This window comes from Planosporangium flavigriseum (assembly GCF_011947225.1).
Lineage (GTDB): Bacteria > Actinomycetota > Actinomycetes > Mycobacteriales > Micromonosporaceae > Planosporangium > Planosporangium flavigriseum.
This window is the reverse complement of sequence record NZ_JAATVW010000025.1, coordinates 1-23,192: the sequence shown is the minus strand read 5'-3', so window position 1 is coordinate 23,192 and position 23,192 is coordinate 1. Positions and strand designations below refer to the sequence as shown.

The following is a 23,192-nucleotide window of genomic DNA, read 5'->3' as shown; positions in this document are numbered from 1 at the left end:
GATCATGGACCTGCCGGAAGATCAGCGCGCCCGGCGCCTCTTCGGCGGGAGCGCGGTGGTGCTGGGAAACCTCGCCGCGAGCCCCTACCGGGTCGACCGGGACCGGATCGTCAGCTCGCCGTACTTCGCGCGGCTCGGCGGCGTCACCCAGGTGATCAGCCCGGGCGGGTCCGGCCTGCTGGTGCACAACCGCCTCACCCACAGCCTCAAGGTGGCGCAGGTGGCCCGGGCGATCGCGGAGCGGCTGACCGGCGATCCCCGGTACCGCGACCTCCTGGACAAGCTCGGCGGCTGCGACGCCGACGTCGTCGAAGCCGCGGCGCTGGCGCACGACCTGGGGCACCCGCCGTTCGGCCATCTCGGCGAGCGGGTCCTCGACGGCATCGCCCGGCAGCGGTTCGCCCTGCCGGACGGGTTCGAGGGCAACGCCCAGTCGTACCGGATCGTGACCAGCACCGAGATCCGCGGCGAGACGACCGGGCTGGACCTCACCGCCGCCGTCCGGGCGGCGATGCTCAAGTACCCGTGGACGCGGCACACGTACCCGCAGCCGCACGTACGCCACCTCGATCCCCCGCCGCGCGGGGCGGCGGCGCCCCCGAACGACCCGACCAGGGGGTCGGTCAAGTTCGGGGCGTACGTGACGGAGCTGGCCGACCTTCGGCAGGCCCGCGAGCCGTTCGCCGGCCGGCTGGCCGACTGGCAGCAGACCGTTGAGGCGTCGGTCATGGACACCGCCGACGACATCGCGTACGCCATCCACGACGTGGAGGACTTCCACCGGGTCGGCGTGCTCCAGCAGGGATCGGTCGCCAGCGAGCTGATGGCCTGGCAGCGCGACGCCGACCAGTTGCGGTCGCTGCCGGCCGACATCCTCGCCGCGACCGCGCGCCGGCCGGGGCGCTCGGTCGAGCGGCTCCGCCGGGACCTGCACCGCAAGGACAGCTGGATCTCGGACGACGACGCGTTCCGCGCCGCCGTCGAGCACGTACGCGCCGAGCTCGTCGACGGGCTGCTCGCCGCGCCGTTCGACGGCTCGATCGAGGCGGAGCGGAGCGTGGCCCGCTTCTCGGCGCGCTGGACCGAACGGCTCATCGACGCGATCGAGGTACGCCCCGATCCACCGGTGCGCTCGGGTCACGTGCTGCTGCGCCCGCTCCAGTGGCACGAGGTGCAGGTCCTCAAGTTCGTCCATCACCGGTTCGTGCTGGCCCGGCCGGACCTGGCCCTCCATCAGCGCGGCCAGGCCGCCCTGATCGAGACGCTGGTCGAGGCGCTGCACGACTGGCTGGTCGACCTCGACGAGACCGCGCGGCTGCCCCGCCGCGTGCACGACTTCGTCGAGCTGGCCTTGTCGGAGCTGGCGGGCCTGGTGGACGAACCGAGCGCGCTCGGCCTGGTCGCCGCACCGACCCGGGCGGAGCTGTCCGCGATGGCGCGGGGCCGGGCCATCGTCGACTTCGTCGCCTCCCTGACCGACGGCCAGGCAGTGGCCCTGCTCGACGCGCTGTCGGGCCGGTCACGTCAACTGTGGACAGATTCATTCGTTCTATGACCACCGAGACTTTGCGGCGCTATGGCACCGCAAAGTCTCGGTGATCACGGACCATTTAAGCTGCGGATATGGATCAGCGTGACGACGACCCGCGCCGGCTGCGCCGAGCGGACTTTCCCGTCCTGCGCGACCTGCCCACCCGCTGGTCGGACGACGACGTCTACGGCCACGTCAACAACGTGGTCCACTACCTCATGTTCGACACCGCGGTGAACGGGTGGCTCATCGAAGCGACCGGCACCGACATCCGGCGACTGCCGGCGATCGGGGTGGTCGTCGAGACCTCCTGCCGGTACTTCGCGGAGTTGCGCTTCCCCGAGGTCGTCACCGCCGGGATCGCGCTCGCACACCTCGGTACGTCGAGCGTCGTCTACCGGCTCGCGCTGTTCGGGCAGCGCTCGGAACAGCCGGCCGCCGTCGGGCGGTTCGTGCACGTGTACGTCGACGCGGAGACCCGGCGGCCGGTGCCGGTGCCGGACGAGATCCGCAAAGCTCTGGAGGTGATCTCATGACCGCGGAGACCGTGTTCACGTACGGCACCCCGGACCTGAAGTTCGGCGCCGGGGCCGCCGACGAGATCGGCTTCGACCTGAGCCGGTACGGCGTACGCCGGGTCCTCGTCGTCACCGACGCCGGCGTCGCGGCCACCGGCTCACCACAGCGGGTGGCCGACGCCATCCGCCGGTACGGCATCGAGGTGGAGGTGTTCGCGGAGGCGCACGTCGAGCCGACCGACGCCTCGCTGCGGCACGCCGTCTCCGCAGCGCGGGCAGACGGGCCGTGGGACGCGTTCGTGGCCGTCGGCGGCGGGTCCAGCATCGACACGGCGAAGGCCGTCAACCTGCTCACCACCAACCCCGGCGACCTGATGGACTACGTCAACGCGCCGGTCGGGGGCGGACGGGCGCCGTCGCAGCCGCTCAAGCCGCTCGTCGCCGTCCCGACCACGACCGGCACCGGGTCGGAGAGCACGACGATCTGCGTCCTCGACGTGCTCGACCTCAAGGTGAAGACCGGCATCAGCCACGCCCGGCTGCGACCCACCCTCGCGGTGGTCGACCCGCTGCTCACCATGTCCCAGCCGGCGACCGTCACGGCCGCGTGCGGCATGGACATCCTCTGCCACGCCCTGGAGAGCTACACGGCGAAGCCGTACGACGCCTTCGAGCGCAAGCAGCCGGAAGAGCGGGTACCGTACTGCGGCGCGAACCCGGTCGCCGACATGTGGTCGGAGAAGGCGCTGGCACTCCTGGCGCGATCGTTTCGCAACGCCGTCGCGGACGGCGACGACGTCGAGGCGCGTACCGACATGGCGCTCGCCGCGACGTTCGCCGGTATGGGCTTCGGGAACGCGGGCGTGCACATCCCGCACGCCAACGCGTACCCGATCGCCGGCGGCGTACGCGACTACCGGCCCGAGGGCTACCCGGACGCCGAGCCGCTGGTGCCGCACGGCATGGCCGTGGCGCTGACCGCACCGGAGGCGTTCCGCTTCACCTTCGCCGCGTGCCCGGACCGGCACGTGCGCGCCGCCGGACTGCTCTCGCCGGGCACGCGGGCCGACGATCCGGCCGACCTGCTGCCGGCGGCGCTGACCGCGCTCATGCGCGACATCGGGATCCCCAACGGCATCGGGGCGGTCGGCTACGCCGAGTCCGATGTGGACAGGCTGGTCGAGGGCGCCATGAAGCAGCAGCGGCTGCTGGCGACCGCGCCCCGGCCGGCCACCGCCGAGGACCTCGCCGGAATCTTCGTACGGTCGCTCACTCTCTGGTGACCCGTCCGTCGCCGTCGGGGTGGAACACCGCGCGTACGCAGCCGTCCTTCTTGTTCTTGAACAGGTCGTAGCCGCGCGGCCCCTCGGACAGCGGCATCGGGTGCGTCATCAGGTGAGCGGTCTTGAACTCGCCGCGGGCCATCCGCTCCAACAGCATCGGGATGTAGCGCTCGCCGTGCTGCTGAGCGCTGCGCATGGTCAGGCCCTTGTTCATCAGGGCGCCCATCGGAAACTTGTCGATCATCCCGACGAAGACGCCGAGGACGTACACCATGCCGCCCTTGCGGCACGATATGATCGCCTGCCGCAGCGAGTGCGGCCGGTCCTGCTCCAGGACGCGCGTCTGCTGCTTGACCTGCTCCCAGCGGTACGCCACCGGGTTGGGTGTGTGCGACTCCAGCCCGACCGCCTCGATGCAGACGTCGGGCCCCCGCCCGTCGCTGCGCTCGCGCAGTTCCGCGTCGATGTCGGTCTCCTCGTAGTTGAGCGTCTCCACGCCCAGGTGGTGGGCTGCCATGTCGAGCCGGTAGTCGAACCGGTCCATCACGATGACCCGCGCGGCGCCCTTGAGCATCGCGGACTGGGCGGCCATCTGGCCGACCGCACCCGCGCCCCAGACCGCCACCACGTCGCCCTGCTTGACCTCGCCCAGGTCCGCGCCCATCCAGCCGGTCGGCGCGGAGTCGGAGGCGAACACCGCCGTCGCGTCGTCGACGCCGTCCGGCACGGTGAAGGCCGTGTAGTCCGCGAACGGAATCCGGGTGTACTCGGCGTGGCTGCCCCGGAACCCGCCCATGGCGTGCGAGTACCCGAAGATCCCGGCGGGGCTCTGCCCCCACATCATCTCCGGGATGCCGGGATTGGTGTTGCTGTTGTCGCAGTCGGAGAAGAGCCCCTGCTCGCAGAACCAGCAACGGCCGCAGGCGATGACCGAGCAGACCACGACCCGGTCGCCGACGTTGTGCCGGCGCACCTCGGACCCGGTCTCCACGACCTCACCGAGGAACTCGTGGCCGATCACGTCGCCCGCGCGCATCGTGGGGATGAATCCGTTGAGCTGGTGCAGGTCGGAGCCGCAGACCGAGCTGAGCTTGACCTTAACGATCATGTCCTGCTTGTTGTACATCTGCGGGTCGGGAACCTCCTCGACCGCGACCTCGCTGACGCCTTCCCAACAGATGGCCTTCACAACCGCCCCTCCCCACGCGCCCGACTGACCGCGAAGTCCACCGGCAGGCCGGTGAGCGTCCGCTTCACCGTGCTCACCTTCTCCGGCTGGAGGATCTCGCCGGTCTCGATCAGTTGCTTCGACTCGCGCAGCGCCACCCGGACCCGCTGCCGGGGATCGGTGCCGGCGACCCGCGCGGCGGTGGCGGCGACCCCGGTCGGCTCGTGCCGCAGCCGCGCGGCGAGCGCCGTGCCCCGGTCGCCGACCGCACGATTCACCTGTACCTCGACCTCGTCGCCGAGCTTCGCGAGCGGCTCGGGCAGCCGCCCGCCGGGTGCCACCTCTTCCGGAGATTTGTTGATCGTGACGACGTGCCAGCGCGCGTGCCGGCGGTCCTGCGCAATCGTGGCCATCGGCCAGAGGTTGCGATTACGCGCCGACATGATCCGGTTGACGACGACTCCGGCGACCGCGGCCCCGATGACGCCCATCGTGGTCATCCTCATGATTCACCTGCTTCTGGGTGGGGATGTCCGGCGAGGGTTGGAGCTTCCCGGCATCTCGAGCCTCTAAACCGGCCGAGGCGAGGCCGCCGACGAGGCCGTGGACGAAGACCGACGCCTTACCCGGCGCCGGTCGCGCCGTCGACCGACCAGCCGCCGTCCCGTCCCCTTCGTCGGCGACGGCGGCCGGCTGCCCCGCCAGCACGCGCTGGAACCAGTTGCGTTCGACTACGGCCCAAGTGCCGGAGCAGGCCGGCGAGGGTGGTGAGCGAGGGGACGAGACGGCGCTTGGCGTCCTCGTCGGACACGCCTCACAGCTGCTCCAGGGCGGCAGCGTCCCGGGCCAGCAGAAGGCCGATGTCGTCAGCGGGTAGCGGGCGGACCAGGTGGTACCCCTGGCCGAGCCGGTAGCCCAGCGCGCACATCCGGTCGGCCTGTTCCTGGGTTTCGATCCCCTCAGCGACGGCGTCCAGGCCCAGGTCGTTGGCCATATGGAGGACCGCGGACGCGACCGCCGTCTGCCGCTCGGCCCACCGCGACCGCCCTTGCGACCGATCCGGCCCGGAGTCCATCACGAACGACTTGTCGAGCTTGAGAATGTGCACCGGACAGGTACGGATGAGGCCGAGCGACGACTGGCCGGTACCGAAGTCGTCCAGCGCAAGGCTCACGCCGAAGTCCCGCAGGGCGTGCAGGGTCTCCAGCGCCTGCGCTCCGGTGAGGACCGCCGTCTCGGTCACCTCCAGCACGAGGTTGTGCGGCTCCAGGCCGGCTTCGTGGACGGCGTCGGCCACCTCGTCAGCGAAGCCCGGTTCCTGCAACTGCCGACCGGAGACGTTGACCCCGATGGTGGCCGGAGAGAGGTCGCCGTACGCCTGCCGCCACACAGCCTTCTGCCGGCACGCCTCGCGCAGCACCCAGCGGCCGAGGGGCACGATGAGGCCGGTCCGCTCCGCCGTGGGGATGAAGTCACCGGGCGAGACCGCGCCGCGGGTGGGGTGCCACCACCGCACGAGGGCCTCCATGCCGATGATCCGGCCGTCGGCGAGCCGGACCACCGGCTGGTAGAGCAGGCGCAGTTGACCGTCGTCGAGAGCCTGACGAAGCTGGGCACCGAGTTTGGCGTGTTCGAGTATGCCGGCCCCCATCCCGGGCACGTACCTGGCGAAGCCGTCCTTGCCGCCCTCCTTGGCGGCGTACATCGCGATGTCGGCCTTGCGCAGCAACGCCTGCGGGTCGTCTCCCGGGGCCGCACCGGTGACCCCGATGCTGGCCTGCACGAGCAGTTCGTACCCGTCGACGACGACCGGGCTGCGCAGGCTCGCGAGGATGCTCTCGGCGATGGCGTCAACCGTCGCCGGCCACGCCTTCCGCAGCAGCACCGCGAACTCGTCGCCGCCGAGCCGGGCCACGGTGTCCTCCGGGCGCGCGCAGCGGCGGACCCGGTCGGCGACGACGGCCAGCAGGCGGTCACCGACGCTGTGCCCCAGCGTGTCGTTGACCGTCTTGAAGTCGTCGAGGTCGATGAGCAGGACGGTCGGGCCGCCGTCCGATCCTGCCCCGGCGAGCGCCGCCTCGACGCACTCACCGAAGTACGCCCGGTTGGCCAGCCGGGTCAGCGCGTCGTGTGAGGCCTGGTGGCGCAGCCGCTCCTCCTGGTGCCGGAGCCGGTCGACCAGCCGGGCGTTCTCGGAAGACGCGACCAGTTGGCGTACGACGACGAGCGCGGTGATGGTGATGGCGCCGCCGACGACCACGTACAGCCGGTCGTCGACGTGGCCCGCCACCGCCACGACCAGCAGTACGTCGGTGGCGACGACCGCGGCGTAGGGCAACGGGCTGACCTTGGCCAGGCACCACGGTTGGCACGCCGGCCGGTCGACCGTCTCCGCCCGCTGCTGCCGGTCGGCGGCGAGGACGAGGAGCACCGCGATGTAGGGCACGGCGATCTGCCCGGACACCAGGTACGGCTGGCCGCCGAACAGGGTCACGGCACCGGCGCTGGCGCCGCCGATGAGGACGCCGAAGCCGAACAGGCGCAGCGCGCCCGCGTCCACCGGCGCCTCCTCGACGAAGACGATCCGGCACACCGCCGCCACGGCGACGAGGCAACCGGCGCCGACGGCCAGCAACGCCCAGGCGTCGCTGCGACCGACCCCGGCCAGCAGCGGCCCGAAGCCCACGTACCACATGAAGACGGCCGCGCCGAGCACCACCGTCGCACAGTCCAGTGACACCCGTACCCACTCGCCCCGGGTCCGCGTCACGACCGGCACCCGAAGCAGCGCCCACAGCGCGTACAGCATCGCCGCGACAAAGCACATCCCGGCCGGCAGCGGCACCGTCGTCGCGTCCGACCGGGTGCCGGCGATCGCGTAGGCCGCCTCGACCACCGTGCCGGTGGCGGCGATCGCGGTCGCGGTGGCGAGCCGGTGCCAGAGTCGTCGTGCGACGACCGGAAGCCCTGGCGACATCGCGCTACGGCGCTGCGCCAGGGCCGCCAGGGTCAGCGTTGCCGGAGCGGCAATCCAGCCCAGCACCAGCGGACCGCGCGGTCCGTGCTGGTTGAGCACGAACCAGCCGGTGGCCGCGACGGTGAGCACGATGACGGCAGGCAGGAATGCGGCCGCGCTGGTCCGCCTGATCTCTCCACCGGCCGCCATGAGCAACTCGTGTTCGCCATCCGCGCGGTAGTCCGACCCCTACGAGCCCAATACCGTACCGGCTACCGCCGGAAATTGACATTCAGCTGTCGGGCAAATCGACTGACGCCCGGAACCGACTGCGCAACGGGTCGTTGGCTCACCGGCCTACCCCGTACCGGCGCGACGCCTGCCTGGCCCACGTCGCCTACCGCCGGCACCGTCGCTGAACTGCGACCGCACGACATGACAGTTGGCCCGCGCCCCGGAGTCGGGGCGCGGGCAAACTGTCATGTGTCGCGGCCATCCACGTGGCCGCTACCAATAATGGCGCCTGCCGCCGATCGGCCGCCCGACCGATCCCATGATGAAGAGAACCGCGCCGATGACGAGCAGGATCACACCGATCGTCGTCAAGATCGAAATCTTCAGGAATATACCCAGTAGAAGAAGGATGATGCCTAAGATCAACATCTCTCGTGCTCCCAGGTCCCTAGTTGGAGTGCCTCAGTGGCCTGGTAATACCCATGATCACCGATCGCTAATCATGCCCCTGGCGACTGCCGGGACGACGCAAGGGCAGATAGGACAAAGCCCCCGGCGCGCTCTTCGCAGCCGGAGGCTTCGTCAGTTCAGGGGGCGGTCCTGGGGACCACCGGACGGTGGTCCCCAGGACCATTGGGGGGGAGGAATCAAGCCGGGTTGTTGGTGGGCTTCGGAGCCATGGGCCCCTGGTAGCTCTTCAACAGGTCCATCTTGTCCTTGTTGACCGTGGTCCAGTCCTCGCCGACGATGCCGCCGGTGTCACCGGAGTTGGGGTTCCACGACCAGTAGGTGTAGCTGATGTTGTTCTGCTTGAGGTAGTCGATCAGCGCGTGCTGCCAGACACCCTCAGCGTCCTTCGTGTCGACCGAGCGGCCACCGAACTCACCGAGGATCACCGGAGCGGTGTTGTCCTTGACCAGGTAGCCCCACTGCTGGTCCCACAGGGCCGGCATGTTCTTGGGGAAGTTGGGGTCGCTGAACCACTGCTGGCCCCACACCTTCGGGCTGTAGTCGTGCGCGGAGTAGACCAGCTTGGACTGGTCGGACAGCTTCACCGGGTGCTCCTTGGCGCCCTGCAGGTTGCCGCCCCACCAGTAGCCCTTGCCGCCCTCGCCCTTGTAGGTCTCGATGCCCTCGACGACGATCAGCATGTTCGGGTTGGCCTTGAGGATGGCGTTGCCAGCCCGCTCGGCGGCCATCTTCCAGTCGGTCTTCTCGTTGCCGTCGCCCCAGGTCGCCTCGGCGTGCGGCTCGTTGTGCAGGTCGGCGGCGATGACCAGCGGGTTGTTCTTGTACTTCGTCGCCAGCTTGACCCAGTCGTTGATCCAGGTCTCTTCGCTGACCTTGTCGGTGTACCAGAGGCTGCTCTGGCCGTACTGGTCCGGACGGTGGCGGTCGAGCATGACCATCATGCCGCGGCTGGTGGCCCCGTTGACGATCTTGTCCATGATCTGCTCGCCGTTGAGGCCGACCAGGTCGGGGTTCATCTTGGTGTCGATGCCCTGGGTGGGAATGCTCTTCGCCTGGAGGGCCTCGTTGCTGTAGGGCAGGCGCAGGGTGTTGAAGCCCTGGCCGACCATCTCGTCGAGCATCTGCTGCCAGTTGCGCTGCCAGATGCCGTGCGGAGCGTAGTTGCCGGTCTCCAGACCGAACCAGTTCACACCGGTGAGCACGACCTCTTTGCCGTTCGCGTCAACGATCTTCCCACCCTCAGCGCGCAGCGGGAACTTCATCGAAGCCTTCGACTGCGACTGCGACTGCGCCTCACCGGCGGGCTTGTCCATGCTGAGCGAAGGGATCGAGACCGCGGCCGCGACGGCAAGCAGCGTCGCCAGCACGCTGGTGTAGAGCACCGGCTTGCGCACGCGCGAACGCGACCTCAAACGCTCGATCGTCTTGGGAAGCCAGGAAGGTCCCATACGTGGCTCTGTCCTAACGGTCGGTCGACGCCACGCATCGAGGGCACGCCGGTGGTCGGCGATACCGCGAGCAGCGCGGTCGTCGGATCAATCTGCGGCTGAGGATGCGAAAAGCCCGCCGGCGCTACACCGACGAGCCCATCTGGCCTCCGGCCGCCACGGCCGGTGAACCTCCACCTGCCGAGGCGAACCGCGACACGCTCCGGTCAGGGAAGTGCCGCTCAACCTCTCGGGCAAGAGCAAACGCTACGGACGAGTGTGGGATAGGTACCCGTACCGATGAGCGGACTTTGCCCGCGTGATTCGCTCGACCGCTCCCCCTCCACCTGGCCTACTACAAATGAACGAGGACGGCGGGGATTCGGTGGCACGGATGGACGACGCCGGCAGGAATTCAGCGGGGCAACTGGGCCGGGTCGGCAGGCATTCAGTGCTGCCACTCCGACAGGCCCCACTCGGCCGCCTTGACGACGGCCTCCAATTTGGAGTGCGCGCTCAGTTTGTTCAACAGGTGGCGGACATGGCTACGTACTGTCGTGTAGCTCACCCCGAGCTGACGCGCGATGTCGCGGTTGTCCATGCCTTCGGCCATCAATCCCAGGATCTGCCGCTCGCGCGGAGTGAGGCTCTCGATCATCCGCGCACGCTCGGCCTGCCGCTGCGCCTGCTCCCGCCGGCGCGCCAACAGGGCAGCCAACTGGCGCGCGGGCACCACGATCTCCCCCTCGGCCGCCCGGCGTACCGCAGCGGTCACGTCGGCCCCGCCCGCGCTCTTGATCAGGTATCCGGACGCGGCGGTCTCCAGCGCGGCCAGCATCGACTCATCGCTGTCGTCCGCGCTCAGGAACAGCACCATGATCTCCGGCCAGTACCTGCGCAGCACCGCCGTCGCGTCCACGCCCGTGCCGTCGGGCAGCCAGTAGTCCACCACCGCCACGTCGACCGCCGCGCTGCCCGCCCACCGCTCGACGTCGGCGACACTCCCGGCGATGCCGACCACCTCCAGGTCGGGGTGCTCCCCCAGCAACGCGGCGAGGCCCTCGGCGACTACCTGATGGTCCTCGACGATCAGAATCCGGTGCCGGCGCTCGCTGGTCATCACGCGACCGCATCGTCGCGGGGCGGGCTTGCGCGCAGCGCCGGCGGGCGGGGGGTCGTCTCGAGGTCGGCGCCGCGCGGTATCCAGACCGAGACCGCCGTCCCGGCGCCCGGTTCACTGTCCAATCGGAACCAGCCACCGGCGAACGTCGCCCGCTCGCGCATCAGCACCAGCCCCAGATGCCCGGGCGCGGGCTGGCGGGCGCGGCGGTCGCCGGCCGGCAGCCCGACTCCGTTGTCGCGTACGCGCGCGAAGAAACCGTCGTCCTGATGCTCGAGAGTTACCTCCACGCGGTCGGCAGCCGCGTGCCTGGCGACGTTCGCCAGCGCCTCCTGGAGGATGCGGTACAGCAGCACGCGGGCGGGCAGCGGCGGTTCAGCGGTCAGGCGGTTGTCGAGGATGACCTCGATGCCGATGTCGTCGTGCATCCGCGACAGGGCGTCACGCACCGCAGCGGGCAGCCCGACGCGCTCCAGCGCGGGCGGCCGGAAATCGAAGATCAACCGTCGCAGCCGGTCCGCGGCGAGGGCGATCGTCTCCTCCAGCCGCTCCAGCACCTCGAGCGCGTCGGGGTCCCGTAGCCGGCGGCGCAACTGTTGCAGGCGCAGCATCGCCGCGGTGATCACTTGCAGGCTGTCGTCGTGCACCCCGGCGGCGATCCTCGCCCGCTCGCGCTCCTGGGTCCGGATCAGGTCGCCCAGCAACCGCTCCTGCTCCTGCTCGGCGTCGGCGAGCCGGCGCAGGCGGGCCTCCAGCGCAGGGCGGGAACGGCCCGGCTCGCCGAGTTCGTCGACAGCGATCACGATGCCGCCGTCAGCGGTGCTCATCCGCAGATCGACCGGTACCTGGCCGCCGTCGGGCAGCCGCAGCGCGGAGGTGGCGAGCACCGGCCCTGCCGCCTCCGCAGGCGGGCCGGTTCGCAGCGACCGGGTCGGGTCACCGACAAGCAGTCCGTCCAGCCGCTGCCCGACCAGGTCGGCGGTGCCCCGGCGCAGCAGGCGCTCGGCCTCCGCACTGACCAGCCGGACCACCCCGGCGCCGTCGACCACGAGCAGCGCCTGCGGTGCCGCCCGGAAGGCCGCCTCGTACCTGACCGGCTGGGTCATGTCGGCGCCTCCCGGGGGCGGCTAATTCTGCAGATCCGGGGGCAGCGCGTACGGCGGCTGCGGCGCGACGTCAACGGGGCCGGCCGAGTTGTCGACCTTGAAGGTGACGGTTGCTGAACCACCGCTACGCTGTCCCACCAGCGTAAACAGCACGGCGTCCCCCGCGTCGCCCGGGACCGTGTATCGGCCGCCGGCCCGCGCGCTGCCGGTCGCGTCGACACGGAACGCGGCGACCAGTTCACGCTTGGCACCCTTGCCCTTGGCCGCGTACACGTGCACGGCCTCGTTCGCGCCGAACCCGGTGGCGTAGAAGCTGATGATCGTCCCCGGCGACCCGCCGTACGTGCTCGTACGCACCATGGGCATGTATGGCAGGACGGTGAAGCTGGAGTTGACCGTCGCACGGCTCAGTTCGCCGGTGAACACGATCCGCTGCGCGCCCTTCAACTGGTACGGCACGATGAAGCCGCCGCTTCTGAAGGTTCCCGCCCCGTCGGTCTGGGCCACCAGGATGGGTGCGCCGCTGGCCGAGTTGAGCCGGATGAGCACTCGTTCATTGGGCATGAACCCCTTGCCGGTGAAGCCGATCGGGTTCATCGCCTTGACCGCGTACGGCTTCAGCGCGATCGACGGGTAGAGCTTGAGCACCTGGAACGGCAGGCTCGCCGCGGCGCCACTCTTCTGTCCGACGATCACCAGGCTGGTGGTGCCGACCGCGGAGACGCCGACCTTGAGCGGAACCTTCTGGACCGAGCCGGTGCTGTCGGTCTTCAGCGTCTCGTTGGGAGTTCCGCTGATCCGGCCCCAGTAGACGGACAGCTCCTCGTACGGCGAGAAGCCCGACACCGACAGCGTCACGGTGTCCCCGGGCTTGCCGACGACCGCCGAGAGCTTGGCCACGCCGGCGGCACCCGCGGCCATCTGGGCCTGCGCCTTGGCCACTTTCTTGGTCTTGCCGCCGCGCTGCTGGGCCGTGATCTCGCTGTTCTGCCCGCCCGCGTTGGGCCCCTGGGCCGGGAACTTGAGGGTCGTGTAGAACGCCCCGTACCGGTCCCCCGTCGCCGTCGTCAGCGGCGTGGTCTTGGCCTTCTTGCCGGAGCCCTTCGTCATCAGTATGTCGATCTTGGCCCCGGGGTCGAACCCGGAACCGACGATCGTCACCGGCATGTCGGGCCGGACCATACCGGGATCCAGGGTGACGATCGGCGCCCCGCTGCCGAGCACCTTCACGCCGTTGACCTCGGCGGTCGCCGGCGGCATGGTCTTGGCCCCGGTCGTGGCGCCGGAGGTGGGCCGGCCGGTCAGCGGAGTCTTGACCCCGAGCGTCGGCAGTACCGAGCGGGCCAGGTTGACCACCACGAACACGGCCACGACCAGGATCACCAGCCTCTTCCAGTTCTGCCGGGCCCGGACGCGTGCCTCCTGTACGGACTGCGCCGACCGGGTGCGCACCGCGTTTGCCATCTCTACCCTCCTCTGCCGTGCGAGAGGCCGGCGGTCAGCCGGTATTGTTGATCTTGATGATCTCCAGGTGCACGTCACCTCGATCGATCCGCCACACCTGTTCACCGTGCTGGTCGATGGCCTCCATGATCCAACCCTCGTTGTTGCGCTGGAGCGCATCGCGCATCTTGTTGGACATCACGACGTAGTCGACGTTGTGCCAGTCCTGATGGAAGATCTTGTCCCGGACGTCCGGGTCGGACGCCGCCTTGAAGTGCGACTGCGCGTTGGGGTACTTCGGCGTGCCTTCCCGCAGCGCCACCCAGATGTCGTCGTCGATGATCAGCCGAGCGTCCGGTGGAATGTTCTCCCTGATCCACTTCACCTGCAGGTTCTGCATGTTGGTCTGCGGCAGCCGGTACTGGTCGGCCAGCAGCAGCCGGGTACCTGTGGAGTCCCACGCCACCAGGTAGCCGTGCGGCTGCGACAGCGGCAGCGCACAGACGATGGCCGTCAGCAGCGCCACCGCGATCGGCTTGCCGTAGCGGGTGATGCGGCCGTAACACAGGCCGATGTTCAGCGCCAGCAGCGGCACCAGCGGCGCCACGTAGAAGTCCAGCAGCACGCTGCGCGTCAGGTAGAAGCCGTACCCAATGGCCAGCAGCCCGACGCCCAGCATCGGCACCTCGCGCCGCCGCGCGTTCAGCGACAGCACCAGGTTCGCGATGGTGGCCGCCGTGCCGGTGATCAGGATGTACTTGTCCTTCCACATCCAACTGTCGTGCAGCAGCGTGGAGAACATCGTGCCCTGACCGCCCGACGCGGTGCGGTTGAGCTGCCACCAGATCGTGTACAGCAGCGACACGTGGTCCGCCGGTGGCGAGGCCAGGTTGAAGTCCAGGTTCGCCGGCAGCAACTCGTTCTTGATCTGGGCGTACAGCATGTACAGCGAGACCGGCGCCCCCGCGGCGAACCACCAGAAACTGGCGGAGAACCGCCGGTTGCTGTTGTCGACGATGCTCCGGTGCAGCAGATACCCGAAGCCGGGCAGCAGGAAAGCCGCGTTCTCCTTCGTGATCAACGCGAACCCGAACGCGAGCCCCGCGCCCATCGCGGTGACGATCCGGCCGTCCTTGCGGGCGAGGATGTACAGCCCGACCAGCACCCAGAAGACCATCAGGTTGTCCAGCAGCACCATGCGCTGGAAGTACACGGCCAGCGGCGAGACGTTGAACAGGAACGCCGCCAGGGTCGCGGCGGCCCTGCTGCCCGAGTACCGCCGGACCACCTCGAAGAGCAGGAAGACGCAGCCGGCGTGCACCAGCACCATCAGCGCCCGGCCGACGTTGACCGGGAAGCCGAAACTGTTGAATTGGCCGGGGATGACCGCGACCCACCCCGCGATCGTCAACCAGCCCAGCGGGGCGTGGTCGTAGAAGTACGTGTACGGCGACAGCTTGCCGTGGCGGAGCACCGACCACGCCTGCTGCATGTAGATGCCTTCGTCGGACAGGTACAGCGGGTACTTGAACAGGTTCCAGCCGTGCGTCACCAGGCCGGTGACGATGGAGAAGACCAGTAACGACACCCCGAGGCGGCCCAGCCGGCCCTCCTCGGACTCCGACGCCGCCGCCGGTGGTGGGCGGGGCACGGGGTCCTGCTCGAGCAGTATGGTTTCCCGCTCACGCGGCACGGCTCGTCACCTCCTCGGCCTCCGCGGTGCGGTGCGCACCCACGTGTGCCGTCTTCTCCCAGTCACCGACGCCGCCCAGTTGGCGCTTCAGGGCCCGCATCGCCGCGTAGGCCAGCACCATCTGGTACGGCATCCACCCCACGGCCATGACGATGACGGTCCGGGGTGTCGCCCGCAGCCCGTGCGCCTCGGTGAACTCGTACAGTCCGATCACCTGCGTCACGAAGTGCGCCGCCAGCAGCAGCACCGGCAGCCAGGACAGCAGCGCCACCGGTACCGGCGCGCGCAGCACGAACGCGGTCAACACGGCGACCGGCAGGTACAGGCCGAGCAGCGCCTGGGCGTACGGGAAGGCCAGCGTGTACCAGGCCAGCCAGCGCTGCTTCCGGGTGGGCAGCTCCTTCCAGGTGCCCTTCTTCAGCGTCTGCATGAACCCCTGGCTCCACCGGGTCCGCTGCTTGATGAAGTGGGTCAGGGTGGGCGGGGTCTCTTCCTTGGTGACGTACCGGTGGTCGTAGACCACCCGCACCCGCTCGCCCATCGCGCACACCCGCAGGCCGATGTCGGCGTCCTCGGTCAGGCACTTCTCGTCCCAGCCGCCGATACGCTCCAGCAGGTCGCGGGCGAAGAAGATGGTGTTGCCGCCGAGCGGGATCGCGCCGGCCTTGGCCTGGTAGTGCAGCCGGCTGCGAAACCAGAAGAAGTACTCCAGCACGTTGAACGTCGAGTACCAGTTGGACTCGTAGTTCATCAGCTGAACGCCGGCCTGCACGACGTGCACCCGCTCGGTAACCATGATCGTGTTGACGATGCTGAAGATCTCGGGGTGGATCTCGTCCTCGGCGTCGAAGATCGTGACCACGTCGGCCTGCGAGTGCACCAGCGCCGCGTTGAGCCCGTGCGGCTTGTTGATCGGCTCGTCGCTGAAGACCACGAGCTGAACGTTGTCGCGGCCCGCCGCGTTCAACCGACTGATCGTGGCGGCGGCGCGTTCGATCGTGCCGGTGTCGTCGGCCGAGCACACCACGATGATCTGCACCAGTCGGGCCGGGTAGTCAGTGCGAGCGACGCGGTCGATAGTCTGCTGGATGACTTCCTCCTCGTGCCGCGCCGGCACGATGGCGGTAAAGGACAGCTGCGGGCCGGCGCGCACGTCGGGCACCCGGGCCAGCGTGTCCGCCGCCGGCTGGTCCCAGGTGTAGATCATCAAGTAGAGAACGTGCGCTGCCTGAATCGTCAGCATCAGCGAGACGAGAGCTATGGCGGCCAGCAGAATGTGCTCCATCGGTGCGTTCACTCCATATCCACGTCGAGCTGACCGCGAAGTTGATGGCGAAGGCGGCGCCGATGCCGACCAGGTTCGCGAGCAGGTAGTACAGGCCGACCCCGGCCAGTACTCCGACGATGCTCACGTTGACCAGCAGCGCGGCCGCCGCGACCAGGCTGTAGCTGATGAACCGGCGCGCCGAGGGACGCCGATGCCGGAAGGTCCACACCTCGTGGAGCAGGTAGTTGTGCACCATCGCCACTTCGACGGCGGCCACGGTGGCGGGCACCAACGCCAGCCCCAACAGTCCGTGCAGTGCGAACAGAACGATGTTGTTGACGACGATGCCGATCACACCGACGAGCGAGAACCGGCTCAACGGCGGCAGCGTCCGTGCGAGCGTCGACCGCCAGCGCCCCTCCCTTCGACGGTGCGGGGTCGGGGTACGGGCTGGCGGCACGGCACACCAGCCCGGCGGATGCCAGGGGTGATCACTGACCGGCGACATGGCAGGCCCCTCACGTACGTAGTCGTAAACGCGGGGGCGTAATGCGGCGCGAAGGTCCTCGTTGACCAGCGCGGCGCAGCGCCGCCGCGTGCCTGTCGGGTACGGATCGGTTCCTTCCGTTCCACCCTGCCGATCCGGCAAGACGTGCCGCTTCCCGCCGCGGAGGCGGTCCCGGCCCCTCCTTCGGCCTCCCCCACCCGACCGACGCCGGCTGGCTCCCGGGGCCGGCCACCGGCACCGGCGGATCGGCATCGCCGCTGACCATGTCGGTTTCCTGCCGGTGATGCCGGGTACCTGCGAGAGGACGAGTCGGGGTGACGACGAGTCGGGGTGACATCGTCTCCGCCCAGCGCAGCACCGGCGTCCAGCTCCCGCGTCCGGCCTTACCGAAACCGTCCACTGCATGGATGAGGAGTAGGTCCGATGAACATCCGCATCCTGCTCGCCGACGACCACACCATGGTGCGGCAGGGGCTGCGCGCCTTCCTCGCTCTCAGCAAGGACTTACAGGTTGTCGGTGAGGCCACCGACGGGCGGCAGGCAGTCGACCTCGCCCACCGGTTGCACCCCGATCTCGTACTGATGGACCTGCTGATGCCGGGCCTGGACGGGGTGAGCGCCACCTCCGCGATCCGCCGGGAGCTGCCGAAGGTCGAGGTGCTGGCGCTGACCGGGTACCTCGAGGACCACCTCATCGCCGACGCGCTGCACGCCGGCGCGGTGGGGTACCTGCTCAAGGACACCGACGCCGAGGAGCTTCAACGCGCCGTCCGGGCCGCCGCCGCCGGCCAGGTGCAACTGTCGCACGCGGTGGCGGCCCGGCTGGTCCGCGACGGCCACCTGCCCAGCAGCCAGCCGCAGCTGACCCGGCGCGAGGAGCAGGTGCTGATGCTGCTGGCCAGGGGCCGGGCGAACGGCCAGATCGCCCGGGAGCTGCACATCGCACCGCAGACGGTGAAGACCCACGTCAGCAACATCCTCGCCAAGCTCAACGTGCAGAGCCGCACGGAGGCGGCGCTCTACGCGATGCGGGTCGGGCTTGTCCCCGTGAATGAGACGGCGCCCAGTTGACGGGAGGCCGAACCGGTGGTGACTGCACAACGGCGCGCCCGTCCGGCCGATCGGTACGCACGGCTCGGGCGCGCGATCGCAGCGCTCAACGCCCAGGTGATGCAGGGGCGTGACCGTACAGAGGTCCTCGAGCGGCTCTGCGCCGACGCGCGTACGCTCGCCGCGGCCGCCAGCGCGACCGCGATGCTCGCCGACTCCGACCGGGTCCTGGTGGTACGCGCCGTGGCCGGGCGGGTAGCCACCTGGCAGCCGGGGGTACGGATACCCGTCGACGACACGATCGCCGGCACGGTGCTGCGCGAGCGCGGGCCGCGGGCGACCGAACCGCTGTCCGCCACGCTGTACCGGCCACCACACCGCCACGAGCAGGCCCTCGCAGCGGCCGGCCTGCGGCGCGTGCTCTACCTGCCGATCCCCGGGTACGGGTCGGCCGCCGGGGTGCTCGGCGTCGCGTACCGGCGCGGCGGCGCGGTGACCCTGGATGAGCTTCGCCTACTCGAGCCCCTGGCCGCGGTAGCCGGCCTGGTACCAGCGGACCCGACGCCCGACGGGCGGGCCGGGCCGGACGGCCGCGCCGGGCCGGCCGCAGCCGTCGACGGGTCGCACGACCAGCTACAGGCCCTCGTCGCGCGGGTCATCGCGCTGACCGCGGCGACCACCTGCGCGGTGTACCTGCCCAGCACCGGCCGCACCTTCGCCCCGCTCGCGGTCGCCAGCACCGGGCCGAACAGCGACGGGCCGATAGATCCGGTACTGGTCCCCCGGCTGCTCGCCCAGCGGCGCCCGGCCACGCTGTGGCGGCTGCCGGACGGCGCGCTGCTGTGCGTACCCCTGGCCGTCGCCGGCACCGTGCTGGGCGCGCTGTGCGCCCGCTGGCCGGCGGGCGCCCAGCCCGACCGGACCGAACGGATGCTGATCAACCTCACCGCGGGCGAGGCCGCACAGCTGGTCGACAGCGGCCGGCGCCGGGCCGCGGGCGAGGAGCAGGTCGCCGCCCGTGAGCGGGAATGGCTGGCCCGCGAACTGCACGACTCGGTGGTGCAGACGCTGTACGGCATCAGCCTCGGCGCCGGTGCGGCCGGTGAATTGCTGCGCACCGACACCGCGCAGGCACGGGAGTCGGTGGCCTGGATCCACGAGACGGCCGTGGCCGGGCTGACCGAGATGCACGGCCTCATCCAGCGGCTGCGCCCGGATGCGCTGTCCGACAACGGGTTGACCGCCGCGCTCGGACGGCTACTGGAGACCCTGCACACGCTGCACGGCTGCCGCACCAGCGCCGACCTGGGCCCGGAGCCGCCGGTCAGCCCGGAGGTACGCCAGGCGCTGTACCGCATCGCCCAGGAGGCGATTGCGAACGCCGCCAAGCACGCCCACGCCGGGCAGGTCACGGTACGGCTCTTCGTGCAGGACCCGTACGTGGTGCTGGAGATCGTCGACAACGGGCAGGGCTTCCCACCCGACGCCGACCTGCGCGGGCGGCTCGGCATCCGGTCGATGCGGGCCCGGGCCGAAGCCGTCGGCGGCCGGCTCGATGTCGTCAGCGGGCCCGACCGGGGCACGGTGGTCCGCGCCGAGGTACCCGTGGGCGCTTAGCCTTCGAGCTGCGCCAGGTCCTCCTCGGTGAGCTTCAGCCCGCCGGCGGCCAGGTTCTCTTCCAGGTGCGCCACCCGGCTGGTGCCCGGAATCGGCAGCATCACCGGTGACCGGGCCAGCAGCCAGGCCAGGGCGACCTGCGTCGGCGTGGCCCCGTGCCGGACGGCGACCGCGGCGAGGCGATCGTCGGCTCCGCCCCCACCGGCCAGGAGGGGGAAGAACGGCAGGTACGGGATGCCGGCGGCGGCGCACCGGTCGAGCACCGGCTGGTCGTCGCGCAGCCCGAGGCCGTACTGGTTGGAGACGGTGGCGACGTCGGTCACCGCGAGGGCCTGCTCAAGCTGGTCGAGCGTCACGTTGGACAGGCCGATCCGCTGGATCTTCCCCTCCGCCCTCAGGTCGAGCGTGGTGCCGAGCGCGTCCTCGAAACGCACGTCGGGTTGATCCATCCAGCGCAGGTGCACCACGGGGATCGCCTCAAGGCCGAGCACCCGCAGGTCGCGTTCGCAGCCGGCGCGCAGTTCGGCGGCGGTCACCGCCGCGTACCAGGAGCCGTCGTCGCGCCGGGCACCGCCCAGCTTGGTGACCAGGACCAGCTCCTCCGGGTACGGGCGGAGCGCCGCCGCGATCAGCTCGTTGGCCACGTCGGGGCCGTAGTACCAGGCCGTGTCGATCACCCGCACGCCCAGCTCGACGGCGCGGCGCAGCACGGCGAGCGCCTCGTCCCGGTCCCGCGGCGGCCCCCACACCCGCGGCCCGGGCAGCCGCATCGCGCCGTAGCCCAGCCGGGGAACATCGCAGTCGGCGAGGCGGACGGTACCGGCGGCACGAGCATCGGGTACGGGCACGGCGTCAGCCTATCGACAGCCCCTACCGGTGGCCATCGAACGCCGGTGGTGTCCGGTTTACGCGCCGGTGTGATGATCTCGGCATCTTCGCCTGAACCGGCCGGGTAGCGCGACAACGGGCCGAGGTGCCGGCACAATGCACCCGAACCCACGACGAAGGCGGATCAAGATCGTGACGACGTCTGTGAACCAACGGATCGCCGACGAGCTCGGCGTACGTGAGCGGCAGGTGAAGGCCGCCGTCGACCTGCTCGACGGCGGGGCCACCGTGCCCTTCATCGCCCGCTACCGCAAGGAAGCCACCGAGATGCTCGACGACGCGCAACTGCGCACGCTCGAGGAGCGGCTGCGCTACCTGCGCGAGATGGAGGAGCGGCGGACCGCGATCCTCGAGTCCATCCGGAGCCAGGGCAAGCTCGACGAGGCTCTCGAAGCCCAGATCATGGGGGCCGACTCCAAGGCCCGGCTCGAGGACATCTACCTGCCGTACAAGCCGAAGCGCCGCACCAAGGCCCAGATCGCCCGCGAGGCCGGCCTGGAGCCGCTCGCCGACCAGTTGATCGGCGACCCGACGCTCGACCCGCAGGCGATCGCCGCCGGGTACGTCGACGCCGACAAGGGCGTGGCCGACACCTCGGCCGCGCTGGACGGGGCGCGCGCCATCCTGGTCGAGCGCTTCGGCGAGGACGCCGACCTGATCGGCACCCTGCGCGAGGAGATGTGGACCCGCGGGCGGCTGGTCGCCAAGGTACGCGAGGGCCGGGAGGAGGCGGGCGCGAAGTTCGCCGACTACTTCGACTTCGCCGAGCCGTTCACCAAGCTCCCCTCACACCGCATCCTCGCGATGTTCCGGGGCGAGAAGGAGGACGTCCTCGACCTCGTCCTGGAGCCGGAGGAGGTGTCCGAGGGCGCGCCGGTGCGGAGTTCCTACGAGGCGCGCATCGCCGACCGCTTCGGCGTCAGCGACCAGGGCCGTCCGGCCGACCGGTGGCTGCTGGACACGGTGCGCTGGGCCTGGCGTACCCGGATCCTGGTGCACCTGGGGATCGACCTGCGCGGGCGGCTGTGGCAGGCGGCCGAGGACGAGGCCGTCCGCGTGTTCGCCGCCAACCTGCGCGACCTGCTGCTCGCCGCGCCGGCCGGCACCCGCCCGACCATGGGCCTCGACCCCGGTCTGCGTACGGGCGTGAAGGTAGCCGTGGTCGACACGACCGGCAAGGTGGTGGCGACCGAGACGATCTACCCGCACGAGCCGCGCCGCCGCTGGGACGAGTCCATCGCCATCCTGGCCCGGCTCGCCGCGGTGTGCAAGGTCGAGCTGATCGCGATCGGCAACGGCACCGCCTCCCGGGAGACCGACAAGCTCGCCGCCGACCTGCTCAAGCGCCACCCGGAACTGAACCTCACCAAGGTCATGGTGTCCGAGGCGGGCGCCTCGGTGTACTCCGCGTCGGCGTACGCCTCCCAGGAGCTGCCCGAGCTCGACGTGTCGCTGCGCGGCGCGGTGTCGATCGCCCGCCGGCTGCAGGACCCGCTCGCCGAGTTGGTCAAGATCGATCCGAAGTCGATCGGTGTCGGCCAGTACCAGCACGACCTCGCCGAGAGCAAGCTGTCGCGTTCGCTCGATGCCGTGGTGGAGGACTGCGTCAACGCCGTCGGCGTCGACGTCAACACCGCCTCGGCGCCGCTGCTGACGCGGGTGTCGGGCATCAGCGACTCACTGGCGCGCAGCATCGTGGCCCACCGCGACGCCAACGGCCCGTTCCGGTCCCGCGGCGCGCTCAAGAGCGTCCCGCGGCTGGGGCCGAAGGCGTTCGAGCAGTGCGCCGGCTTCCTGCGCATCCCCGATGGCGACGACCCGCTCGACGCGTCCAGCGTGCACCCGGAGGCGTACCCGGTGGTGCGCCGGATCCTCGACACGACGGGCAGCGACCTCAAGGCGCTGTTCGGCAACGCCCGGACGCTGCGGGCGCTCAAGCCCGAGCAGTTCGTCGACGAGACGTTCGGCGTGCCGACCGTGACCGACATCCTCGCCGAACTGGAGAAGCCCGGGCGCGACCCGCGGCCGGAGTTCAAGACGGCCGCCTTCACCGAGGGCGTGGAGACCCTGGCCGACCTCAAGCCCGGCATGGTGCTCGAGGGCGTGGTCACCAACGTCGCCGCTTTCGGCGCCTTCGTCGACATCGGCGTGCACCAGGACGGGCTCGTCCACGTCTCGGCGCTGTCGAAGACCTTCGTCAAGGACCCCCGTGACGTGGTGAAGCCCGGCGACATCGTGCGCGCGCGGGTGCTCGACGTGGACATCCCGCGCAAGCGGATCTCGCTCACGCTCCGCCTCGACGACGAGGTGGAGAACCGTCCCGAGCGGCGCGGCCCGTCCGAGCCCGGCCGGGGCGACGGCCGGCGGGGCGGACCCGGTGGCGGCGACGGGCGCCGGGGCGGACCCGGTGGCGGCGACGGGCGCCGGGGCGGACCCGCGGCCGGCGGCCACCGCCAGGGCCAGGGCCAGGGCCAGGGCCAGCAGCGGCAGGGTCAGGGGCGCGGCGCGCCGGCCGACACCGCGCTCGCCGACGCGCTTCGCCGGGCGGGCCTGCTCGACCGCTGACGATCGATCACCCAGGCCAAGATCCGCGCAAGAAGTCACATATTGCTGCAATCTAAGCAGCGGTTAGCGGCTATATGTGCGACATTGCGCATATATGTGCAACATTGCGCGGATCTTGGCAGCGGGACCGGGCTGGGCGTTATCGGATCCCTTCCGTGGATACCCCGGCCTTCAGGCCGGGGAGGAAACGGAACGCCTGCGGAGCAGGGCAGGGAAAAGCCGATCCGCCGCCAAGGCGGATAGGTGTCTACCCGCGTGTCGCCGCAAGGTTCACTCGTTAGTGCGCTAGTTTGTGGGCCATGTCCAGGGCCGTGAAGCGGGCGTTCAGGTACCGCTTCTACCCGAGA

18 protein-coding genes are annotated in these 23,192 nt (G+C 70.3%); 6 read left to right on the top strand and 12 right to left on the bottom strand.

The annotated features are described in order from the left end of the window. Positions 1 to 4 precede the first annotated feature (4 nt). From HC028_RS24270 to HC028_RS24260, 3 genes are all read left to right on the top strand, one after another. Entirely contained in the window at positions 5 to 1,555 is a 1,551-nt protein-coding gene (locus tag HC028_RS24270) for a deoxyguanosinetriphosphate triphosphohydrolase family protein (RefSeq protein WP_168079729.1), read from the top strand. 68 nt (positions 1,556 to 1,623) lie between these two features. After that, the gene (locus HC028_RS24265) at positions 1,624 to 2,067 is read left to right on the top strand and encodes an acyl-CoA thioesterase (RefSeq protein WP_168079728.1); all 444 of its coding nucleotides are present in this window, start codon (positions 1,624 to 1,626) and stop codon (positions 2,065 to 2,067) included. After that, a complete protein-coding gene (locus tag HC028_RS24260) occupies positions 2,064 to 3,332 on the top strand; it encodes a hydroxyacid-oxoacid transhydrogenase (protein WP_168079727.1) in 1,269 nt (422 codons plus the stop codon). Before HC028_RS24265 ends, HC028_RS24260 begins: the two co-directional genes overlap by 4 nt. Here the strand turns inward: HC028_RS24260 and HC028_RS24255 are convergent. From HC028_RS24255 to HC028_RS27915, 11 genes are all read right to left on the bottom strand, one after another. After that, the gene (locus HC028_RS24255; RefSeq protein ID WP_168079726.1) at positions 3,319 to 4,521 is read right to left on the bottom strand and encodes a zinc-dependent alcohol dehydrogenase; all 1,203 of its coding nucleotides are present in this window, start codon (positions 4,519 to 4,521) and stop codon (positions 3,319 to 3,321) included. The genes HC028_RS24260 and HC028_RS24255 overlap by 14 nt on opposite strands. Next, entirely contained in the window at positions 4,518 to 5,006 is a 489-nt protein-coding gene (locus tag HC028_RS24250) for an SRPBCC family protein (protein WP_168079725.1), read from the bottom strand. The genes HC028_RS24255 and HC028_RS24250 overlap by 4 nt, the downstream gene beginning before the upstream one ends. 308 nt (positions 5,007 to 5,314) lie before the next feature. Then, positions 5,315 to 7,666 (bottom strand): putative bifunctional diguanylate cyclase/phosphodiesterase, encoded by a 2,352-nt coding sequence (locus tag HC028_RS27925; protein ID WP_168079724.1) that lies wholly within the window; start codon positions 7,664 to 7,666, stop codon positions 5,315 to 5,317. 297 nt (positions 7,667 to 7,963) lie between these two features. Next, positions 7,964 to 8,119 (bottom strand): DUF6131 family protein, encoded by a 156-nt coding sequence (locus HC028_RS28260; protein WP_239075647.1) that lies wholly within the window; start codon positions 8,117 to 8,119, stop codon positions 7,964 to 7,966. Positions 8,120 to 8,337: 218 nt separating this feature from the next. Further along, positions 8,338 to 9,555: a glycoside hydrolase family 5 protein gene (locus tag HC028_RS24235; RefSeq protein ID WP_203981503.1), complete on the bottom strand. Its 1,218-nt coding sequence runs from the start codon at positions 9,553 to 9,555 to the stop codon at positions 8,338 to 8,340. A 481-nt stretch (positions 9,556 to 10,036) separates the two neighbouring features. Further along, positions 10,037 to 10,708 (bottom strand): LuxR C-terminal-related transcriptional regulator, encoded by a 672-nt coding sequence (locus tag HC028_RS24230; RefSeq protein WP_168079758.1) that lies wholly within the window; start codon positions 10,706 to 10,708, stop codon positions 10,037 to 10,039. Further along, the gene (locus HC028_RS24225) at positions 10,708 to 11,814 is read right to left on the bottom strand and encodes a sensor histidine kinase (protein WP_168079722.1); all 1,107 of its coding nucleotides are present in this window, start codon (positions 11,812 to 11,814) and stop codon (positions 10,708 to 10,710) included. Before HC028_RS24225 ends, HC028_RS24230 begins: the two co-directional genes overlap by 1 nt. Before the next feature lie 21 nt (positions 11,815 to 11,835). Then, positions 11,836 to 13,278 (bottom strand): hypothetical protein, encoded by a 1,443-nt coding sequence (locus HC028_RS24220; protein ID WP_168079721.1) that lies wholly within the window; start codon positions 13,276 to 13,278, stop codon positions 11,836 to 11,838. 34 nt (positions 13,279 to 13,312) lie between these two features. Continuing rightward, a complete protein-coding gene (locus HC028_RS24215) occupies positions 13,313 to 14,950 on the bottom strand; it encodes an ArnT family glycosyltransferase (RefSeq protein WP_203981501.1) in 1,638 nt (545 codons plus the stop codon). Next, on the bottom strand, positions 14,940 to 16,067 hold the full coding sequence (locus tag HC028_RS24210; protein ID WP_239075653.1) for a glycosyltransferase: 1,128 nt from the start codon (positions 16,065 to 16,067) through the stop codon (positions 14,940 to 14,942). Before HC028_RS24210 ends, HC028_RS24215 begins: the two co-directional genes overlap by 11 nt. Continuing rightward, complete coding sequence (locus HC028_RS27915) at positions 16,006 to 16,596, bottom strand: GtrA family protein (RefSeq protein ID WP_239075646.1); 591 nt, start codon at positions 16,594 to 16,596, stop codon at positions 16,006 to 16,008. Before HC028_RS27915 ends, HC028_RS24210 begins: the two co-directional genes overlap by 62 nt. 552 nt (positions 16,597 to 17,148) lie before the next feature. On the opposite strand from HC028_RS27915, the gene HC028_RS24205 reads away from it, so the two are divergent. Next, on the top strand, positions 17,149 to 17,796 hold the full coding sequence (locus HC028_RS24205; RefSeq protein ID WP_168079719.1) for a response regulator: 648 nt from the start codon (positions 17,149 to 17,151) through the stop codon (positions 17,794 to 17,796). A gap of 15 nt (positions 17,797 to 17,811) precedes the next feature. Continuing rightward, positions 17,812 to 19,392, top strand: a complete 1,581-nt coding sequence (locus tag HC028_RS24200) for a sensor histidine kinase (RefSeq protein WP_168079718.1) — start codon at positions 17,812 to 17,814, stop codon at positions 19,390 to 19,392. On the opposite strand, the gene HC028_RS24195 is transcribed toward HC028_RS24200, so the two are convergent. Then, positions 19,389 to 20,240 carry an aldo/keto reductase gene (locus HC028_RS24195; protein ID WP_168079717.1) on the bottom strand — a complete coding sequence of 284 codons (852 nt, stop codon included), beginning with the start codon at positions 20,238 to 20,240 and terminating at the stop codon, positions 19,389 to 19,391. The two genes, HC028_RS24200 and HC028_RS24195, sit on opposite strands and share 4 nt — an antisense overlap. Positions 20,241 to 20,412: 172 nt before the next feature. On the opposite strand from HC028_RS24195, the gene HC028_RS24190 reads away from it, so the two are divergent. Continuing rightward, positions 20,413 to 22,845 (top strand): Tex family protein, encoded by a 2,433-nt coding sequence (locus HC028_RS24190; RefSeq protein ID WP_168079716.1) that lies wholly within the window; start codon positions 20,413 to 20,415, stop codon positions 22,843 to 22,845. Positions 22,846 to 23,192: the final 347 nt, after the last annotated feature.

Excerpts from the sequence above, each read along its gene's own strand:
- HC028_RS24220 (WP_168079721.1), bottom strand. The coding sequence starts at position 13,278 with ATGGCAAACGCGGTGCGCACCCGGTCGGCGCAGTCCGTACAGGAGGCA.
- HC028_RS24250 (WP_168079725.1), bottom strand. The coding sequence starts at position 5,006 with ATGAGGATGACCACGATGGGCGTCATCGGGGCCGCGGTCGCCGGAGTC.
- HC028_RS24225 (WP_168079722.1), bottom strand. The coding sequence starts at position 11,814 with ATGACCCAGCCGGTCAGGTACGAGGCGGCCTTCCGGGCGGCACCGCAG.
- HC028_RS24205 (WP_168079719.1), top strand. The coding sequence starts at position 17,149 with ATGAACATCCGCATCCTGCTCGCCGACGACCACACCATGGTGCGGCAG.
- HC028_RS27925 (WP_168079724.1), bottom strand. The coding sequence starts at position 7,666 with ATGGCGGCCGGTGGAGAGATCAGGCGGACCAGCGCGGCCGCATTCCTG.
- HC028_RS28260 (WP_239075647.1), bottom strand. The coding sequence starts at position 8,119 with ATGTTGATCTTAGGCATCATCCTTCTTCTACTGGGTATATTCCTGAAG.
- HC028_RS24270 (WP_168079729.1), top strand. The coding sequence starts at position 5 with ATGGACCTGCCGGAAGATCAGCGCGCCCGGCGCCTCTTCGGCGGGAGC.
- HC028_RS24230 (WP_168079758.1), bottom strand. The coding sequence starts at position 10,708 with ATGACCAGCGAGCGCCGGCACCGGATTCTGATCGTCGAGGACCATCAG.
- HC028_RS24260 (WP_168079727.1), top strand. The coding sequence starts at position 2,064 with ATGACCGCGGAGACCGTGTTCACGTACGGCACCCCGGACCTGAAGTTC.
- HC028_RS24265 (WP_168079728.1), top strand. The coding sequence starts at position 1,624 with ATGGATCAGCGTGACGACGACCCGCGCCGGCTGCGCCGAGCGGACTTT.